The 18,343-nt window shown below is 63.3% G+C and carries 19 protein-coding genes; 13 read left to right on the top strand and 6 right to left on the bottom strand.

Translation table 11 applies throughout. The features are described from left to right. The first annotated feature begins 6 nt into the window (after positions 1 to 6). The 4 genes from rnr to JQ587_RS03715 all read left to right on the top strand — a co-directional run bounded on the left by rnr (position 7) and on the right by JQ587_RS03715 (position 3,907). Positions 7 to 2,358 (top strand): ribonuclease R, encoded by a 2,352-nt coding sequence (gene rnr, locus JQ587_RS03730; protein ID WP_212424446.1) that lies wholly within the window; start codon positions 7 to 9, stop codon positions 2,356 to 2,358. Then, positions 2,352 to 2,792, top strand: coding sequence for a DUF983 domain-containing protein (locus tag JQ587_RS03725; protein WP_212301092.1), 441 nt, complete (start codon positions 2,352 to 2,354; stop codon positions 2,790 to 2,792). Before rnr ends, JQ587_RS03725 begins: the two co-directional genes overlap by 7 nt. A 32-nt stretch (positions 2,793 to 2,824) precedes the next feature. Next, positions 2,825 to 3,577, top strand: a complete 753-nt coding sequence (locus tag JQ587_RS03720; RefSeq protein ID WP_212424445.1) for an NUDIX hydrolase — start codon at positions 2,825 to 2,827, stop codon at positions 3,575 to 3,577. A gap of 126 nt (positions 3,578 to 3,703) precedes the next feature. Then, on the top strand, positions 3,704 to 3,907 hold the full coding sequence (locus tag JQ587_RS03715; protein WP_212424444.1) for a hypothetical protein: 204 nt from the start codon (positions 3,704 to 3,706) through the stop codon (positions 3,905 to 3,907). A 105-nt stretch (positions 3,908 to 4,012) separates the two neighbouring features. Here the strand turns inward: JQ587_RS03715 and JQ587_RS03710 are convergent, their stop codons facing one another. Next, a complete protein-coding gene (locus JQ587_RS03710; protein WP_212301095.1) occupies positions 4,013 to 4,555 on the bottom strand; it encodes a hypothetical protein in 543 nt (180 codons plus the stop codon). A 291-nt stretch (positions 4,556 to 4,846) separates the two neighbouring features. On the opposite strand from JQ587_RS03710, the gene JQ587_RS03705 reads away from it, so the two are divergent. The 3 genes from JQ587_RS03705 to JQ587_RS03695 all read left to right on the top strand — a co-directional run bounded on the left by JQ587_RS03705 (position 4,847) and on the right by JQ587_RS03695 (position 8,745). After that, on the top strand, positions 4,847 to 6,172 hold the full coding sequence (locus JQ587_RS03705) for an LLM class flavin-dependent oxidoreductase (protein WP_212424443.1): 1,326 nt from the start codon (positions 4,847 to 4,849) through the stop codon (positions 6,170 to 6,172). Between the two features lie 207 nt (positions 6,173 to 6,379). Continuing rightward, complete coding sequence (gene rpmG / locus JQ587_RS03700; RefSeq protein WP_057756569.1) at positions 6,380 to 6,547, top strand: 50S ribosomal protein L33; 168 nt, start codon at positions 6,380 to 6,382, stop codon at positions 6,545 to 6,547. Between the two features lie 323 nt (positions 6,548 to 6,870). Next, positions 6,871 to 8,745 carry a tetratricopeptide repeat protein gene (locus tag JQ587_RS03695; protein ID WP_212424442.1) on the top strand — a complete coding sequence of 625 codons (1,875 nt, stop codon included), beginning with the start codon at positions 6,871 to 6,873 and terminating at the stop codon, positions 8,743 to 8,745. Positions 8,746 to 8,847: 102 nt separating this feature from the next. Here JQ587_RS03695 and JQ587_RS03690 read toward each other — a convergent pair whose 3' ends face one another. Together JQ587_RS03690 and JQ587_RS03685 are read right to left on the bottom strand one after the other, a co-directional pair. Next, entirely contained in the window at positions 8,848 to 9,750 is a 903-nt protein-coding gene (locus JQ587_RS03690; RefSeq protein ID WP_249149014.1) for a GlcG/HbpS family heme-binding protein, read from the bottom strand. A 272-nt stretch (positions 9,751 to 10,022) separates the two neighbouring features. Continuing rightward, the gene (locus tag JQ587_RS03685) at positions 10,023 to 11,261 is read right to left on the bottom strand and encodes an MFS transporter (RefSeq protein WP_212424441.1); all 1,239 of its coding nucleotides are present in this window, start codon (positions 11,259 to 11,261) and stop codon (positions 10,023 to 10,025) included. 130 nt (positions 11,262 to 11,391) lie between these two features. On the opposite strand from JQ587_RS03685, the gene JQ587_RS03680 reads away from it, so the two are divergent. Beyond that, complete coding sequence (locus tag JQ587_RS03680) at positions 11,392 to 12,000, top strand: TetR/AcrR family transcriptional regulator (RefSeq protein ID WP_212424440.1); 609 nt, start codon at positions 11,392 to 11,394, stop codon at positions 11,998 to 12,000. A gap of 172 nt (positions 12,001 to 12,172) precedes the next feature. Here the strand turns inward: JQ587_RS03680 and JQ587_RS03675 are convergent, their stop codons facing one another. Then, a complete protein-coding gene (locus JQ587_RS03675) occupies positions 12,173 to 13,546 on the bottom strand; it encodes a PleD family two-component system response regulator (protein WP_212424439.1) in 1,374 nt (457 codons plus the stop codon). A 14-nt stretch (positions 13,547 to 13,560) separates the two neighbouring features. After that, complete coding sequence (locus JQ587_RS03670; RefSeq protein WP_008566616.1) at positions 13,561 to 13,926, bottom strand: response regulator; 366 nt, start codon at positions 13,924 to 13,926, stop codon at positions 13,561 to 13,563. A gap of 264 nt (positions 13,927 to 14,190) precedes the next feature. Between JQ587_RS03670 and JQ587_RS03665 the strand changes: the two genes are divergently transcribed. After that, the gene (locus tag JQ587_RS03665) at positions 14,191 to 14,502 is read left to right on the top strand and encodes a DUF3572 domain-containing protein (RefSeq protein WP_128951365.1); all 312 of its coding nucleotides are present in this window, start codon (positions 14,191 to 14,193) and stop codon (positions 14,500 to 14,502) included. Continuing rightward, positions 14,499 to 15,803, top strand: coding sequence for a DNA polymerase IV (locus JQ587_RS03660; RefSeq protein ID WP_212424438.1), 1,305 nt, complete (start codon positions 14,499 to 14,501; stop codon positions 15,801 to 15,803). The genes JQ587_RS03665 and JQ587_RS03660 overlap by 4 nt, the downstream gene beginning before the upstream one ends. A gap of 16 nt (positions 15,804 to 15,819) precedes the next feature. Here JQ587_RS03660 and JQ587_RS03655 read toward each other — a convergent pair whose 3' ends face one another. Next, positions 15,820 to 15,975, bottom strand: a complete 156-nt coding sequence (locus tag JQ587_RS03655) for a hypothetical protein (RefSeq protein ID WP_212424437.1) — start codon at positions 15,973 to 15,975, stop codon at positions 15,820 to 15,822. A gap of 200 nt (positions 15,976 to 16,175) precedes the next feature. Here JQ587_RS03655 and JQ587_RS03650 point away from each other — a divergent pair, with 200 nt between their 5' ends. The 3 genes from JQ587_RS03650 to JQ587_RS03645 all read left to right on the top strand — a co-directional run bounded on the left by JQ587_RS03650 (position 16,176) and on the right by JQ587_RS03645 (position 18,262). Beyond that, a complete protein-coding gene (locus tag JQ587_RS03650; protein WP_212424436.1) occupies positions 16,176 to 16,583 on the top strand; it encodes an ACT domain-containing protein in 408 nt (135 codons plus the stop codon). Positions 16,584 to 16,652: 69 nt separating this feature from the next. Then, on the top strand, positions 16,653 to 16,889 hold the full coding sequence (locus JQ587_RS37245) for an endonuclease toxin domain-containing protein (RefSeq protein ID WP_491524937.1): 237 nt from the start codon (positions 16,653 to 16,655) through the stop codon (positions 16,887 to 16,889). Between the two features lie 698 nt (positions 16,890 to 17,587). Then, positions 17,588 to 18,262 (top strand): transposase, encoded by a 675-nt coding sequence (locus JQ587_RS03645; RefSeq protein ID WP_212424435.1) that lies wholly within the window; start codon positions 17,588 to 17,590, stop codon positions 18,260 to 18,262. The last annotated feature ends 81 nt before the right edge of the window (positions 18,263 to 18,343 follow it).

Raw genomic sequence — 18,343 nt, 5'->3', positions numbered from 1 at the left:
GGTTAAGTGAAACGCAAGAATGACCGTGGCTTTCCCGACAGGCAAGCCATCGTCGCCTTCATCAAGGCACATCCAGGAAAGGTCGGAACCCGCGACATCGCGCGCGAGTTCGGCCTGAAGAACGCCGACCGCATCGAGCTCAAGCGCCTCCTGCGCGAGCTCGCAGACGACGGCACCATCAAGAAGAAACGCCACACGGTCTCGGAGCCGGACAGCCTGCCGCCGACGCTGGTCGCCGACATTACTGGCCGCGACGCTGATGGCGAGCTGATCGCCTCCCCCAGCGAATGGGACGAGGTCGAGAGCGGCGAGCCGCCAAAGATCCTCATCGAGATCCCGCGCCGGCCGAGGCCCGGCACCGCCGCCGGCGTCGGCGACCGCGCGCTGCTGCGGGTCGAGCGCTCGGAGGAGAACGAAGGCCCGGCCTATCGCGGCCACATCATCAAGGTCTTCGACAAGACCAAGAGTCGCATCCTCGGCGTCTTCCGCAGCCTTCCCGAAGGCGGCGGACGGCTGGTCCCGGTCGACAAGAAATCCGCCGACCGCGAGCTGAACATCGCCGCGGCCGACACGAAGGGCGCGCAGGACGGCGATCTCGTCAGCGTCGACATCGTTCGCACCCGCAGCTTTGGGCTGGCGTCCGGCCGGGTCAAGGAGAAGCTCGGCTCGGTCAAGTCGGAGAAGGCGATCAGCCTGATCGCGATCTACGCGCACGACATCCCCCTGCAATTCTCCTCTGCCGCAGAGCGCGAGGCGGAAGCGGCGGAGCCGGCGAATCTGAAGGGACGTGAAGACTGGCGCGACGTGCCGCTCGTCACCATCGATCCGCCTGACGCCAAGGATCACGACGACGCGGTGCATGCGCAAGCCGATCCCGATCCGAACAACAGAGGCGGCTTCATCGTCGATGTCGCCATTGCGGATGTGAGTTTTTACGTCCGGCCGGGCACCGCGCTCGACCGCGCCGCGCTCGACCGCGGCAACTCGGTCTATTTCCCCGACCGCGTCGTGCCGATGCTGCCCGAGCGCATCTCCAACAATCTCTGCTCGCTGGTGCCGGGCGAACCGCGCGGCGCACTCGTAGTGCGGATGGTGCTCGGCCCCGACGGCCGCAAGCACTCGCATACGTTCCATCGCATCCTGATGCGCTCGGCGGCCAAGCTCAGCTACGCGCAGGCGCAGGCCGCGATCGACGGACGGCCTGACGACACCACCGGTCCCCTGCTCGATCCGATCCTGAAGCCGCTCTACGCCGCCTATGCCTGCGCCAAGCGCGCGCGCGACGAGCGCGATCCGCTCAATCTCGATCTGCCCGAGCGCAAGATCCTCTTGAAGAGCGACGGCACGGTCGATCGCGTCGTCGTCCCTGAAAGGCTCGATGCGCACAAGCTGATCGAGGAGTTCATGATCCTCGCCAACGTCGCGGCCGCCGAGATGCTGGAGAAGAAATCGCTGCCGCTGATCTACCGCGTGCATGACGAGCCGACGCTGGAGAAAGTCCACGCGCTCTCGGAATTCCTGGAGACGCTCGACGTTCCCTTCACCAAGTCTGGCGCGCTGCGCCCCACCTTGTTCAACCGCGTGCTGGCCCAGCTCGAAGGCCACGACTATTACCCGCTGGTGAGCGAGGTGGTGCTGCGCGCCCAGGCACAGGCCGAATATTCCTCGGAGAATTACGGTCATTTCGGCCTGAACCTGCGCCGCTACGCGCATTTCACCTCGCCGATCCGCCGTTATGCCGACCTCGTCGTGCACCGTGCACTGGTCCGCGCACTCGGGCTCGGCGAAGGCGCCCTGCCCGACAGCGAAACGCCGGAGACCCTTGGCGAAGTCGCCGCCCATATTTCGCTGACCGAGCGGCGCGCGATGAAGGCCGAGCGCGAGACCGTCGACCGCCTGATCGCTCATCACCTCGCCGACCGCATCGGCGCGAGCTTTCAGGGCCGCGTCTCCGGCGTCACCCGCGCGGGCCTGTTCGTCAAGCTCAGCGAGACCGGCGCCGATGGATTGATCCCGATCCGATCCCTCGGAACGGAATATTTCAACTATGACGAGAGCCGCCACGCTCTCGTCGGCACCCGCAGCCGCACCATGTACCAGCTCGGCGACGTCGTTGACGTCCGTCTGATCGAAGCGGCTCCGATCGCAGGCGCGTTGCGTTTCGAGCTGCTGTCGTCATCCAGCGAGACCGCGCCGCGCGACCGCAGGCAACCCGGTCCGCAGCGCCGCCCTTCGCTCAAGGCCCATCCCGGACGCAGCCCGGAGAGAAAACGCAAACCGCCAAAGCAAAAGCCTGGCAAAGCGAAGAAGGGCAAAGGAAAAAACAAGGGCAAAGGCAAGAAGGGCAAGGCATGGTGACGATGAGCACGGCCCCAAAGATCTGGACGCGCGAGACAGGCCTCGTCGAGAAGCGCGACGTCTGGGCCGCGATGAAGCGCGGTTTTCGCGGCCGCTGCCCGCGCTGCGGCCAGGGCAAGCTGTTTCGCGCCTTCCTGAAGACGGCGGACAATTGCGCGGTCTGCGACCTCGACTTCACGCCGCATCGCGCCGACGATCTGCCCGCCTATCTCGTGATCGTCATCGTCGGCCACATCGTGGTCCCCTCGATCCTCTGGATCGAGACCAACTACACCACGCCGATCTGGCTCAGCTTCGCCGCCTACCTGCCCTTCACCTTCTTCGCGTCCCTCGGACTATTGCAGCCGGTAAAAGGAGCTGTGGTCGGCTTGCAATGGGCTCTGCGCATGCACGGGTTTGACGAGAACCCGCCGGATGGTATTCCGCCTGTGTAAGCACAATAAGCAAGAACAGTCTTGGTGAGGATATGAGCGATACGGCGCACACAGCCGAAAAGGCAAAAGTCCACGAGGAAAAGGAAGCCGATCACCATCCGTATTTTCGTCCGCGGGATGCGGCGACACTGATCCTGGTCGATCGCAGCAGCGCCGTTCCAAAAGTGCTGGTCGGCAAGCGCCACGACAAGGTGGTGTTCATGCCCGGCAAGTTCGTCTTCCCCGGCGGACGCGTCGACAAGGACGATTATCGCGTGCCGGTCGCGGCCCCCATCACCGCGGAGCTAGAGGCCAATCTCGCCAAGGGCAGCCCGAAGACGCCGGCCTCGCGTGCCAAATCGCTGGCGATTGCCGCGATCCGCGAGGCCTGCGAGGAAACCGGCCTCTGCCTCGGACGCAAGAGTGAGGGCAAGGCGAAGCTCGAAGGCCCCTGGAAGCCGTTCGCGGATGCAGGCCTCCTGCCCGATCCCTCCAGCCTGTTCCTGATTGCGCGCGCGATCACCCCGCCCGGCCGCGTCAAGCGCTTCGACACGCGCTTCTTCACGGCAGATGCGTCAGCGATCACCCATCATGTCGAGGGCGTGATCCATGCCGATGCGGAGCTGGTCGAGCTGGTCTGGGTCGAGCTCGGCTCAAAGCCGCTCGCCGACCTGCATCCGATGACGCGCAACGTGCTCAACGAGCTCGACATGCGCCTTGCCACCGGCCCGCTTCGCCACGACGCGCCGGTGCCGTTCTTCCATTTCTACGGCGGCAAGATGCAGAAGGACGTGCTGGGGGCGTGATCCCCAGCGAGCGCCCCAGCCAAATCAGACATCTCGTGAGGGCCGTCACATACCGACGAGAGCGGTGATGCCAAATGTGCATCCGGCATCGGATGAGCGTGCCGAATAAATCAAAGGAGAGATGTGATGACCAAGAATTCAATCAATGCAAAGTGCGAAGCTCTGGAGCTGCACGAATTGTCTGCCGAGGAGCTCGATGCGGCGTCTGGCGGCGACAAGTCCGGTGGCGGCGACAAGTCCACTGTTGCCGACAGAATGAGAACTGAAGAAAACATGCACCAGGTCTCGGCGATGCAGTTGTATCGCAGGATGCTCGAGAAATTGAACTAAATCAAAGGGAGACACCTTCCACAAGGGCGGGGGCGCGAGGTAACTCGCGCCCCCTTCCGCGAATGGTGGTACCGGTTCGCGTTAAGACAACGCGTCAAAAAAATCTCAATCCGCGTTGGGCTCGGTGCCGATATAGTCACGCGCCGGCAGTTTCAAGACGCGTCCGATCTCGCAGGCGAGCTTGTCCGCCTCCTCCCGCTTGGTAAAGCTCTGAAGTGTGATCGGCTCGGTGCCCTTGCTGCCGCAGAGATTGACGTCGTAGGTCGTCAGCTCGGGATCGTAATCGTCGGTGATGCTGATGAAGTGATAGTCGGCAAGATCGCGCTGCTTGCGAATGTTCAGCGGCCCGAACTGCCTGGTGATGACGATCTGGCGCAGCGTCTCGTTGAGCACGACGAAATAGCGGAAGGTGAGCAGGATCACGCCGGGAATGCCGATGAGCAGCCCGAGGCCCGTGAATACCAGCACCGGCACGAGATCGTCGGCCAGCCTGCCGAAACCGGAAAAATCCTGGCGCAGGCCGAGCGCGACATTCCACAACAGATAGCCGCTCGCCGCCAGCAGCGGCAGCGACAGCAGCCGGCCGACCCACGGCATCGGTCGATCGATCCGGACGATGCCGCCGTCTACGGTCATTGCGCCTGCCATTGAAGTCTCCTCAGGAGGTCATGGCTTGGTCGGGCCTACCGGTGGATTGGTTCGATGGGGGCCCGCTCCCTCCACCGTCATCCCGGGGCGCGCCTCTTAGCGCGAGCCCCGAATCCATACTCACGATCGTGGTTATGGATTGCGGGCTCGCCGCTCCTCGGCCCCCCGCAATGACGAGAACGTGCTGAGGACGCATCAAAAAACAAAAGATTCTTCCCGCCTCCACCAATGGCAGAGCTCCCCCGCGTCCCTATGTCTTTCCGAACGACATCAAGAACGGACCAGGGCGCGATGGCACAACGGCAACTCAAGCTTGGCGCATTCATGCGCCCGATCAGCATCCACACCGGCGCCTGGCGCTATCCCGGGGCATGGCCCGACGCCAATTTCAACTTTGGCCACATCAAGCAGCTGATCCAGAAGCTCGAGGCCGGCAAGTTCGATGCCTTCTTCATGGCGGATCACCTCGCTGTGCTGAACATGCCGGCCAATGCGCTCAAGCGCAGCCACACCGTGACCTCGTTCGAGCCGTTCACGCTGCTGTCTGCCCTCTCCGCGGTCACCGAGCGCATCGGCCTGATCGCAACCGGCTCGACGACGTTCGACGAGCCCTATCACGTCGCCCGCCGCTTCGCCTCGCTCGACCATCTCAGCGGCGGCCGTGCGGGCTGGAACATCGTCACCACCTCGAACCCGGATGCGGCGCTGAATTTCGGTCTCGACGACCACATGGAGCACGCCGAGCGCTACAAGCGCGCCCGCGAATTCTACGACGTCGTCACCGGCCTGTGGGATTCCTTTGCCGACGACGCCTTCGTGCGCGACGTCGAGAGCGGCTTGTTCTTCGAGCCGTCGAAGATGCATGTGCTCGACCACAACGGCAAGTATCTGAGGGTGCGCGGCCCCCTCAACATCGCCCGTCCCGTGCAGGGCTGGCCGGTGATCGTGCAGGCCGGCGCGTCCGAAGACGGCAAGCAGCTCGCGGCCGAGACCGCGGAAGCCGTCTTCACCGGCGGCGGCAGCCTCGCCGATGGGCAAAAGCTCTACGCCGACATCAAGGGCCGCATGGAGAAGATCGGCCGCGATCCCGAACACCTCAAGATCCTCCCCGGTGCCTTCGTCGTGGTCGGCGACAGCGTCGACGAGGCCAAGGAGAAGCGCGCCCTGCTCGACAGCCGCGTGCATTACGACAGCGCCATCGCCTCGCTCTCGGTCATCCTCGGCACCGACGCCTCCGGCTTCGATCCGGATGGCCAGCTGCCGGAGATTCCGGAGACCAACGCCAGCAAGAGCGGCCGGCAGCGCATGGTCGATCTTGCCAGGCGCGACAAGCTCACCGTGCGCCAGCTCGCCCAGCGCGTCGGCGGTTACGGCGGGCTGTCCTTCGTCGGCACCGCCAAAACCATCGCCGACCAGATGGAGGAATGGCTGGTCGGGCGCGGCTCGGACGGCTTCAACATCATGTTCCCGTTCCTGCCCGCAGGCCTCGACGATTTCGTCGACAAGGTCGTCCCGGAGCTGCAGCGGCGGGGGATTTTCCGGAAAGAGTATGAAGGGGCCACTTTGAGGGAGAATCTGGGCCTTCCCCGACCGAAAAACCGCTTCTTCGAGGCCTAATGGGCCCGATTTGAGTGGTTTTCCGCCCTAGAGCCCCGATCGGGGCTCTAGGTTATTGTTTTTGACGCGTTTTCTTGACGCGAACCGGTGCCCACTTCGCTCGAAAACGCTTCGAAACCTTGACATCAGGCGGTTTCTGGCTAGGTTGCCGGCCAACGCGGGCCGTTTGGCCGGCTCCAGATTCCCTTCATTCCTGAGGTTCTGAACATGGCCAAAGCGGTCACCATCAAGGTCAAGCTCGTGTCCTCGGCCGACACCGGCTTCTACTACGTCGCCAAGAAGAATTCGCGCACCATGACCGACAAGCTGGTCAAGAAGAAGTACGATCCGGTCGCGCGCAAGCACGTCGAATTCAAGGAAGCCAAGATCAAGTAAGATCGGCGAAGCGTTGAAGAGTTTTGCGGGGCCCTTTCGGGCCCCGTTTTCGTTTGAGTTGAGGCGCCATTCTCTCTCCACACCGTCATTGCGAGCGCAGCGAAACAATTCAGAATCCCACCGCGGCAACAGTCTGGATCGCTTCGCTGCGCTCGCAATGACGGAGTGTGGGTAGAGAGCACTGCCCCTCTCCCGGTCCGATACGCGCGGCAGCCTGGGCGATACGGAGCCATCAGCCTCGCGAAATCCTGGCGTGGTTAGACTGAATGACCTCGCAGCCTGCAATTGCGGGGTGGATACGACTTTCACCGCTCTAACCATCCATGAATCGCAGAGAGCGCCGGGCCGCGGCGGCCAAACAATCCGGAAAGACCTCGCCGGCTGCGCTCTGCCAGGCGGGCTTTGCGCATTTTCAATCGGGACGAATTGCCGAGGCCGAGCTGTATTGCCGGCAGGCACTGACGCTGGATGAACAGCACCCGGATGCTCTTCACCTGTTGGGCGTGCTTTGCTTTCACGCGCAGCAGCCCGACGCCGCCGTGGAATGGATCGGCCGCGCCGTCCGGCTGGCACCGAAGGCCGAGTATCTCCTCAGCCTCGCCACGGTGCTGGAACGGCAGGGTCGACTTGGGGACGCACGACAACACTACAGCCACGCCTTGAGCCTCAGGCCTGAAGATGCCGGCCTCTGGAATCACCTCGGCAATCTGCTCTGGCAGCTCGGGCACAGGAACGAGGCTGCGCTGCACTTGCAGCAAGCCCTGACACTCAATCCGCACTATTGGGAGGCCGCGCAAAATTGCGGCATGCTGCTGCTCGAGCTCGGCCGGCATGCGGACGCCATAAATTGCTTCGATATCGCCGAGACGCTGAATCCTTCGGCTGCCCTGTATCAGATGCGCGCCGTTTGCCTCTCGGCCGCGAACCGCTTCGAGGACGCGCAGGCCGACTACGAAAAATCCATCGCGCTGGATCCGAGCCTTGCGGAGACGCACAACAATCTCGGCCTGCTGCATTGGCGGTTTGGCCGGCTGGAGCAGGCCTTTGCCTGCTTCGATCGGGCCCTGGCGCTGCGCCCGGATTTTCATGCCGTGCTCAACAACAAGGCCGTGGTCCAGTTGCATCTGCAATTGCTGGATGAAGCATTCGCCACGCTTCACAGGTCGCTCGCGGCCGTTCCCAACGATGCGCAGACGCTGTTCTATCTGGCGACGCTTCAGCTCCTGACCGGCGACTTCGAGCGCGGTTGGCTGGCGCGCGAGGCGCGTTGGCGACTACCATCCGTCGGTCTGGTCGATCGCAACTTTTCGCAAGCCCTTTGGCGTGGCGATCAGCCGCTTAGCGGCAAAACCATCCTGCTGCACTCCGATGAGGGACTGGGCGATGCGATCCAGTTCGCCCGCTATGCGCCCATGGTGGCCGCGCTCGGAGCCAAGGTCATCCTGGAGGTCGAGCCTCCGATCCAGCAGCTTTTGGGCGGCATCACCGGCGTCGCGGAGTGCGTCGGCCGATCGTCCACGCCGGCGTTCGACCTGCACTGCCCTCTCGGCACCCTGCCGTTAGCGTTCAGGACACAGCTCGATACTGTCCCGCTCGCGCAAGGCTACCTCCCCGCGCCGCCAGCGGGGCGCGTGACGGCGTGGGACGACCGGCTTGGTCCTCACGATCGCTTCCGTGTCGGCCTGGTCTGGGCCGGCAATCCCGATCACAAGAACGACCACAACCGCTCGATGGGGCTGAGCACGCTTGCGCCTCTGCTGGACCTCGATGTCCAGTTCGTCTCCTTGCAGAAAGGCGCCCGCGATCAGGACCGCGCCTTCCTCGGCGAACGCCGTGACATCGTCGACCTCACACAACATCTGACGGATTTCAGCGAGACGGCTGCGCTGATCTGCTGTCTCGATCTCGTGATCTCGGTCGACACCAGCGCCGCCCACCTCGCCGGCGCGCTCGGCGCTCCGGTCTGGACGATGGTGCCCTTCAACCCGGACTGGCGCTGGCTGCTCAATCGCGGCGACAGTCCGTGGTATCGATCCATGCGGCTGTTCAGGCAACCCAAGCGAGGCGACTGGGCCAGCGTGGTGGTCGACGTTCGCGCCGAGCTTGAGCAGCAGCTCGCCGCGTGGCGGACGAGGCAGGATCAGGCTGCGTTCCTGCCCGTGCGCCGCATTCCTGCTGACCCATGCCTGCTTCCTTGAACAGAGGATCTGGCTGTTTGATCTCTGCAAACAGACAATTGACGAGGCTTGAGCAGCAATGCGCTCGGAGAAATAACGCACCTTTCTCCGAGCGCATCGGCGTCATTTCACAGCCGGGAGACCTGCCACGGCTGAAGGGGTCGGATTGTTGAGGCATTTGGGATGGCCGAAGCCGCCAGCGCTTTGGCCGACGCCGCCTTGACCATTCGGAGCCTGTCCGGTCCCGCCGGTGCCGTCGGCATTCGCCGTGATGTCGAAGATGATATTGTCAGGGTGGCCCGCATCGGCGACTCCCTGAACTCCCTGAAACTCGTCGAACCCGAGCGCATTGCGAGTCCGCCACGCCACCATATGATCGGTGCACGAGGTGTCGCCGCTGACACCCAGGCCACCCACCCTCTGTCCGGCCTTGTAGAGTGCCAGGCCGCCGCCGAATACGTTCACACCACCAATTCGCTTGCCGACCATCGGATCAAGGTTGGTACCGAACGCCAGGCTGTTGACCGGTGCCGGACCGAAGCTTGCTGGCGTGACGCCCCCGAAGAACGATTGATTGCCATAGGCAACGCCAGTGTCCACCGGGTTGCTGTGCTGCAGTCCGTAGAGGCTGCCGCCAGGTTGAACGGCCGAGAACAGATTGGCCGTCGACAATGCAAGGCCGGCTGGGAACAGGCTGCCGCCGGGCGTGGCGTTATGGCCGAGGCTGAAATCATTCGCAGTATTTGCCTTCTGCGCGGAAATCACGCGGCTCCCAAGCCATTGAGCGGTGAATTGGCTGCCGGAGAATGCAACCGCACAAACCGTACCATCGCGGTCGACGATGGTGCCCCACATGTGAAAGCCAAGCCCGCCGTTCAGACCATTTGCCGGTGTAATAGAACCGACCAGAGCAGTTCGAAGCTGCGATAGATTGGGTAGAGATCCACAGTCCGCCATGGCGGGACCGGCAAGCAGTGCAGCGAAGACAGTCACGGAACACGAAAGCAGGTGTCGCTGAATAAACATTGCCTACTCCTCTGCTAATGAGACGTGATTTGAAATTGCATGGTGGGAGCCCCCATCAATTTTCGTCTCGAAGCGAGAGCGCAGGTTCACGTCGCGTCGGGTGTTTTGTGTGTCAGCACCTCTTACATGTCATGCAATCATGACCTTCGCTTCATGCGAAGTCGCACCCGAATACAGCTTGCAGGGACATCGTCGCCATCGCGATTGCCGATCGCTTCGACTTTGAATCGTCAGCGACCGGTCATCCTCACACCTGCATGATCCCGTCCCGGCTACGCCGTCCGCAGCACCGGCGCCGGCGGCTGTGCCGGCCGGATCAAGGCAAACGCGACCTGGATGATGCCGCCGGCGAGACCCAGCGCGACGCCGATGCGCCAGGCCATGGTGTAGGAGCCGAGCGCGTCATAGATCACCCCTCCACCGTAGGCGCCGAGGAAGCTGCCGATCTGGTGGCTCATGAAGGCGAGGCCCTGGATCATGGCCTGCCAGCGCAGGCCGAACATCTCGGCGACGGCGCCCGCGACCAGCGGGCCGACGCCCATCCAGAGAAAGCCCATGATGGCGCCGAACAAGAGCGTCGAGAACGGCGTTGCCGGCAGCGTGAAATACCAGGCGAGCGCGAGCGAGCGCAGGATGTAGATCGTGCCGAGCAGCGCCAGCTTGTTCCAGCGCTGGCCGGCCCAGCCGAAGAACAGCGAGCCCAGCACGTTGAAGCCGCCGATCATGCCGAGCGTCTGCGCGCTCAGCATCGGATCGAGGCCGCAGATGGCGAGATAGGATGGCAGATGCGTGGTGAGGAACACGAGCTGCATGCCGCAGACGAGATAGGCGCAGGTCATCACCACAAAGGAAGCGTTGCCGAACGCCGCCTTCGTCACGGACGCCGCCGTGGCATCGCCGATGTCATCCGCGGCCGGCTTCGGCAGCGGGATGGCGTCGACGCGGCCGGCATACCAGGCAGCGGGGATCATCAGCACCGACATCACGACGAAGCCGGCAAGCCCGATGCGCCAGCCAAAGCCCTCGTTCAGCATCTGCCCGATCGGTGCGGACAACAACGCACCGAGCGAGCCTGCGCCGGAGACGATGCCGAGCACGGTGGAGCGCACTGTCGCCGGGACCGCGCGCGCCGCCACCGACATCGCGATCGCCGCCGCGGTGCAGGCGAGCGAGGCGCCGATCAGCACGCCCGCGCCGATCATGATGCTGACGAGGCCGCCCGCCGTCGCCATCAGAATGAGGCCGACGATATACATCAGCGCGCCGACAATCATGATCGGGCGGAAGCCGTAGCGCACTGTCATTGCGCCGGCGAGCGGCTGCAGGAAGCCCCAGGCGAGGTTTTGCACGGCCAGCGCCAGCGTGAAATCCGAGATTGAGAGATGAATGTCATGCGTCAGTGGCTGCATGAAAATGCCGAGGCTCTGCCGCAGCCCCATGCTCAGCGTCAGCATGATCGAGGCGCCGATCAGGATCGGCAAGGTCGGGCGCAGGACCTGCAACAGGGGCATTTTTGTTCTCCCTCATGGGCGCTCGGCGCGCGCCGGCATCTGCAATATCGGTTGATTTTGGTTACACAGACCTGTGTACTTAGGCTATAGGTAGCGGGCGCTGTCAAGCGAAGAGGATGTTTGTCGCCGCATGGCTCCCCCGCCCGCCCCACAGACGATGAAAGAGCGGATCCTCGAGACCGCCGACAAGCTGTTTTATCTGCAAGGCATTCGCGCCATCGGCGTTGACACCATCGCGGCCGAGATCGGCATCTCCAAGCGCACGCTCTACAACCACTTCCCTTCGAAGGATGCGCTGATCGCGGCGTATCTGGAGCGCCGTTTCGTCCACGCCCGCCCCTCCGACAAGCCGCCGGCCGAGCAGATTCTCGGCACCTTCGATTCGCTGGAGCGGCGCTTTGCGGCCAAGGATTTTCGCGGCTGCCCGTTCGTGAATGCGGTGGCCGAGCTGGGGCCGACCGACCGCGCGGTGAAGAAGATCGCCATCGCCTTCAAGGAAAGCCGCCGCGTCTGGTTTCGTGAGCGGCTGACCGAGCTCGGCGTTGCCGATGCCGACGCGCTGGCAACGCAGCTCGTGCTCCTGGTCGACGGCTCGATCGCGCAGGACCTCGTGCGTGATGATCCCGCGATGGCCCGCGCGGCGAAGGAAGCGGCGAAGGTGCTGTTGCGGAATGCGGGCGTGGATGTGGGTGGTGTTGCAGCGAAGCCGGTGAAGGACAAGCGCTCACCGCAATCATAACTGTCATCCCGGACAAGCGCAGCGAAGCGGAGCGCAGATCCGGGATCCATAGCCACAGGAAGTTGTTTGGCAAAGGCTCGGAGTGATCAGCTCGCTCCAAAACCCCTCCCTGGGGTTATGGGTCCCGGCCTTCGCCAGGACGACAGCTGAGTTGGCGGCCTGTAGCCGGGCCTCACGCCGCCTGCGACACCACCCGATTTCGCCCGTCGTGCTTGGCGCGGTACAGCGCCGTGTCGGCGCGCTTGAGGACGTCGGCCACTGCCTCGCCCTTCTGCTCCAGGGTGGTCAGCCCGATCGAGATCGTAACCTCGATGCGCTTGGTGCCCTTGTGGACGGCGAACGGTTCGCCTGCGATCGAGCGGCGCAGGCGTTCGGCGACCATGCCTGCGACATGCAGATCGGTCTCCGGCATCACGATCACGAACTCCTCGCCGCCGTAACGGCAGGCCAGATCGATGCCGCGGATCGACTTGCGCACGCGCACGGCGAACTCGCGCAAGACGTCGTCGCCGGCGTCGTGGCCGTAATTGTCGTTGATCGACTTGAAATAGTCGATGTCGAGGATCATCAGCGCGAGCGGCTTGCCGCGGGTCGAGGCCTGCTCGGCGAGCGTTGCCAGATGGCTCTCCATGTAGCGGCGATTGTGCAGGCCGGTGAGCGCGTCGGTGATCGCCATCTCGATCGAGTTCTGCACATTGTCGCGCAGATGGTCGGTGTAGCGGCGGCGGCGAATTTGCGTGCGGGCGCGCGCCAGCAGCTCGGTCTTGTCGATCGGGCGCAGCAGATAGTCGTTGACGCCGATCTCGAGGCCGCGCAGCAGCCGCGTGGAATTTTCGGCCTCCGCAATCGCCAGGATCGGCACGTGCCGGGTGCGCTCCAGCGAGCGCGCCTGGCTGCAGAGCCGCAAGCCGTCGAAATTGTTCAGGTCGAGCGAGACGATCAGGAGATCGTAATTGCCCTCGGCGGCGTGAAACAGCGCTTCGGTCGGGTTGGGCTCGACGTCGACCGTGTGCTCGGCGGCGAGGATCGTCGCCAGCCGCTCATAGGAGGACTCGCGGTCGTCGACCAGGAGGATGCGGCCGCCCTTGCCGGTATCGGCCACCGCGGTCCGCTCCGGTGCCTGCATGCCGATCTCGAGCGAGGTGATGGCGCGCATGCGCAGCTCATCGGTCATCATCTTCAGCCGCGTCAGCGAGCGCACGCGTGCGATCAGCACGACGTCGGAGACCGGCTTTGTCAGGAAATCGTCGGCACCGGCCTCCAGGCCACGGTTGCGGTCGGAGGGACTGTCGAGCGCGGTGACCATCACGACGGGAATGTGGTGCGTCGCCGGGTCGGTCTTCAGCCGGCGGCAGACTTCGAAACCGTCCATGTCGGGCATCATCACGTCGAGCAGGATGATGTCGCATTCGGCGCGGCGGGCCAGCACCAGCGCCTCGGTGCCGTTCGAGGCAGTCATCACGTCGAAATATTCGGCGGAAAGGCGGGCCTCTAACAGCTTGACGTTGGCAGGAACGTCATCGACCACCAGGATACGCGCGGACACTTTGCACTCACTTCCTATCCGATAAAACGCCGGACCGTCTCAATGAATTTGCCGACCGAAATCGGCTTGGACAAATAGGCCTCGCAGCCGCCCTCGCGGATGCGCTCTTCGTCGCCCTTCATCGCGAACGCCGTGACCGCGACGACGGGAATGGCGCGCAGTTCCGGATCGTCCTTGATCCAGCGCGTCACCTCGAGGCCGGAGACCTGCGGCAATTGGATATCCATCAGCACCAGGTCGGGCCGCATCTTGCGCACGAGGTCGAGCGCCTCGTAGCCGTTGCTGGTGCCGGAGGTCTGGTAACCGTGCGCCTCCAACAGGTCGCGGAAGAGCTTCATGTTGAGCTCGTTGTCTTCCACGATCAGGACGGTCTTAGCCATCCCGCCCTCCTGTTTGGTCCTGAAGACCGGTGCATGTGACGCCTCAGGCGCCGCTTTCCGGCGCTTCGAAAACTGGATTTAAACTAGCCTCAGATTCGCTTGAGTTTCGTTAAGCCCGAGGGGCCACTTTCCGCGACGTGGTTTCCGGTTGCTTGCCTGGGGCCGCAAGACTCAACGCCGAGACTCAGTCCCAAGACTCACGTGCAAGACTCGGGCATAGTCCAAAGTAGACACCGAAAGTTAACGGAAAGGCAAACCGGGCCCGTGAAAAAGCCTGTTCACAACCCCCGCGAAGTCGCTGAAATCGTTGCGATTCAGGCGCTCTCCTTCGTGGCCGGCGAGCCCGAGCGGCTGGGCCTGTTCCTGGCTGAGACAGGGGTCGGCCCGGAGACGCTCCGGAACGCCGCCTCGGACCCCAATTTCCTGCTTAGCGTGCTCGATTTCGTGCTGCGCGATGACGACACCGTGAAGGCCTTCGCCAAGGCTTCGGAGCTGCATCCGACCAACGTTGCCGCGGCGCGGCAGGTGCTGGGCGACGCGCTTGGCGACCGGACCTGGGAGCGCGACGTGCCGTGACCACCCCCGATCCGGCCGGGCTCCGCTGCTTCTGCCGGGATTGTCTGGCCGATCTGGACGTCAGCGTACAAGATTTGGGCGGGCGGCGCTGTTCCGCCTGCGGCTCCCCCCGCCTTGTCCGCCACCGTGCGCTCGCTGGGCTCACCATCGCCCATATCGACTGCGACGCTTTCTATGCGACGGTCGAGAAGCGCGACAATCCTGGGATCGCCGACAAGCCCGTCATCATCGGCGGCGGCAAGCGTGGCGTGGTCTCGGCCGCCTGCTACATCGCCCGCACCTATGGTGTCCGCTCGGCGATGCCGATGTATAGGGCGCTCGAAGCCTGCCCGCACGCGACCGTGATCCGGCCCGACATGGCGAAGTATGTCCGAGTCGGGCGCGAGGTGCGGCAGGCCATGCAGGCGCTGACGCCGCTGGTCGAGCCGCTCTCGATCGACGAGGCTTTCCTCGACCTCTCCGGCACCGAGCGTGTGCACGGCATGATCCCGGCAAAGGTGCTGGCGCGCTTTGCCCGCAATATCGAGCGCGACATCGGCATCACCGTGTCGGTCGGCCTGTCCTGCAACAAGTTTTTGGCGAAGATCGCCTCCGATCTCGACAAGCCGCGCGGCTTTGCGGCGCTCGACCAGGAGGAAGCGCGCACCATGCTGGCGGAAAAGCCGGTCGGCTTCATCTTCGGCGTGGGGCCAGCGACACAGGAACGGCTGGTGCAGCGCGGCTTCCGCATCATCGCCGACCTGCAAAAGGCCGACGAGATCGAGTTGATGCGGCAGTTTCCGAGCGACGGCCGCCGGCTGTGGCGGCTGGCGCGCGGCATCGACGACCGCCGCGTCGAAGCCGACCGCGGCGCCAAGACGATTTCGAGCGAAACCACCTTCGAGACCGACATTCGCGATTTCGCATCGCTGGAAAAGATCCTTTGGCGGCTGTGCGAGAAGACCTCGTCGCGGCTCAAGAGCAGCGAACTCGCGGGCTCGACCGTCACGCTGAAGCTGAAGACCGCCGATTTCCGCCAGCGCACCCGCTCGCAGTCGATCGCAGCCCCGACCCAGCTTGCCGCCAAGATCTTCTCGATCTGCCGCGAGATGCTGGCCAGGGAGATCGACGGCACCGCCTTCCGCCTGATGGGCGCCGGCGTCAGCGCGCTGCGCGACGGCTCCCCCGCCGACGACACCGACATGCTCGACCGCCGCGCCGCGCATGCCGAGCGCGCGGTCGACAGCCTGCGCAAGAAATTCGGCAATGCCGCGGTGATCCGCGGCATCGCGTATGACGGGCCGGAGAAGGCGCAGGAGTGATGGCGGCCTGCCCAAGTCAGTCGCGTTCGAAGATCCGCGCTCCCGGGTAGGCGCGCCTGGCATACTGAACGACCAACTGCCGATCCTGTGTCTCCAGAAACGGAGTCCGGATCTGACAAGACCCGACGACGAGGTGCCACAAGCCGTTGAGCTTTCGAATGACGACGTTCATGTGAGCTTCCTCGCAGTGACCCGAGTGGACTCAACTTGTCAGAATCTCCCGCCGCCGCTCAATTGTACTGGCGTAAGATTCAGCGCATGAAAAGGATTAGCGGGGATATACAAAGGTATGTTGCTTCCGGCTTCAACGGCCGCTGGCGTCGACAGCTTCGCAGAGGCTCAAGCGATCTTACCGATCTGGAGGCTGGCACCGTGACAGGCGAACGCGATCTCGACGCGCTGCTGAGCAACATGAAGCCGGAACTCCAGCCCGGCACTTTCGTATTCTGCACGATCCCGCCGAACGCCCCCATTTCCGCAGCACTCAATCCGCTGCTGACGTTCCGCGAGCAGGAAGGGATGACGCTGGTGATCCAGCGTGACGACGCCGAAGCGGCAGGATTGTCTTACGAATTCCCCTCCCGCCTGATCACCCTGACCGTCCACTCCGCGCTCGATGCCGTGGGATTTCTGGCGGCGATCACCGCGCGCCTGGCCAAAGCCGGCATCAGCGTGAACGCGGTTTCGGCCTTCCATCACGACCATCTCTTTGTGCCCGTAGATCGAGCCGATGAAGCGATGGCCATTCTGCGGGAAATATCAGAGACGAAGCACCCATAGCTGAGTAGGATGGGTTGAGCCCTTGCGAAACCCATCTCTTCCCGATCAGCGCTCTCCGCCAGATTGACGGTGAAGAAGAAGCATCCACCCGGAACGACGTTGCGACGGTACGCGGTCATGGCGCGACGTTATCACGAAAACAAGTGCGATGGGTTTCGCAAGAGCTCAACCCATCCTACGCGCTCAAGAATCCTTACCGTAGCAATTCCATCTGCGGGGACACCAGCACAGCAAAATGCCATAAGCCAAGTGATACAATCCGCAGCTGTGAGCGGAGTAACAGTGAAGCCAGTTATCTTTCCGTGAGGTCAGCTTGAAAAAGGCCGCTGCCTATCTGAGGCGAAACAGAGTTATCATATCTCCGGTTTCGGATACCACGGACGGAGTAGGGGTAATTTGTGAGCCCATCTTCGGTCTTGATGCGAACAATGTTTTTGCGCTTGGAGAAGCTGTCTTGGAAGCTTTGCGACTATCGAGAAAGGGGATTCCGCATCCTGCGCCCACGGAATGGAGCAGACTATTGGAGCCTGTCCTCAAGGCGGCGGGCGTCCGATCGTGGAATACATTTGTTAGATCTGCAAAAAATGTAAATGTGAGATTTGAGACGAACGGAATTGTTTACATTCCAACCCGGAATCTTGGTCCAAGGAATGGCTTCGTTGCTCTCCCGGAAAGGGAGCGATCGAGTATTCCGACGGTTGCAGAAGCTGGAGTGGCATTACTAGCTGCATTCGGTGACGCTGAATAGCCGGTAGGATAACCTGAGCCCTTGCGAAACCCATCTCTTCGCGATCACCGCTCCCCGCCAGATTGACGGTATTACGGTGACAGTGCTGGACTGCACCCCTGAAGTGAGACACGACAATTGCGGTGACGGTACCGGACTATCGCTTCAATTGGCCTGCAATCACGAAGTATCTGGTTCAGCATCAAATGAGGATCGCTCAAATTACGGTGACAGTGCACTAAATTGACACTCGCCGCTTTCACGGTCATGATGCGGCATGGCTCGTCTTGCTCGTGTCGTCATTCCCGGCCACCCCCACCATGTCACCCAGCGCGGCAACGGTCGCGCCCGCACGTTCTTCGAGGACGGCGACTACGCGCTGTATCGCGACATGCTCGCGGCAAATTGCAAAGCCGCCGGCGTCGAGGTGTGGGCCTGGTGCCTGATGCCCAACCACGTGCACCTCATTCTGGTGCCGTCCGACCCCGACGGGCTGCGTCACGCGCTTGCGCGCGTTCATCGCAGCTATGCCGGCACCATCCAGGCGCGACGCAAGCGTACCGGACATTTCTGGCAGGGCCGCTTCGGTGCCGTCGTGATGGATGAACGGCATCTGGCGGCGGCGCTGCGCTACGTGTCGCTCAACCCGGTGCGGGCGCGCCTGGTGCAGCGGGCACAGGATTGGCGCTGGTCGAGCACGCGCGCGCATTTGCGCGGCAAGGATGACGGCGTGACGGCGCTGGCGCCGATCCGCGATCGTTTCCCCGAGTTTTCCGACCTGCTGGCAACCGAACCCGAAGCCGATCTGTTCGACGCACTGCGCTCCGCAGAGAGCATCGGCCGGCCGCTTGGCGACAACCGCTTTCTCGCCCGCATCGAACGCCAGACCGGTCGTGTCTTCAAGCCAGCCAAGCGCGGGCCCAAGCCGTCGGTGGACGAGATGGATAATTAGTGCACTGGACTGCACCCCTGAAGTGAGACACGATAATTTCAGTGACAGTGGGGTTGTCACGATGCGCTACCGCGCTTTGTT

Origin of the sequence: Bradyrhizobium manausense, assembly GCF_018130615.1 — a bacterium.
Classification (GTDB): domain Bacteria; phylum Pseudomonadota; class Alphaproteobacteria; order Rhizobiales; family Xanthobacteraceae; genus Bradyrhizobium; species Bradyrhizobium manausense_A.
This window is presented reverse-complemented; position numbering and strand designations above follow the sequence as displayed.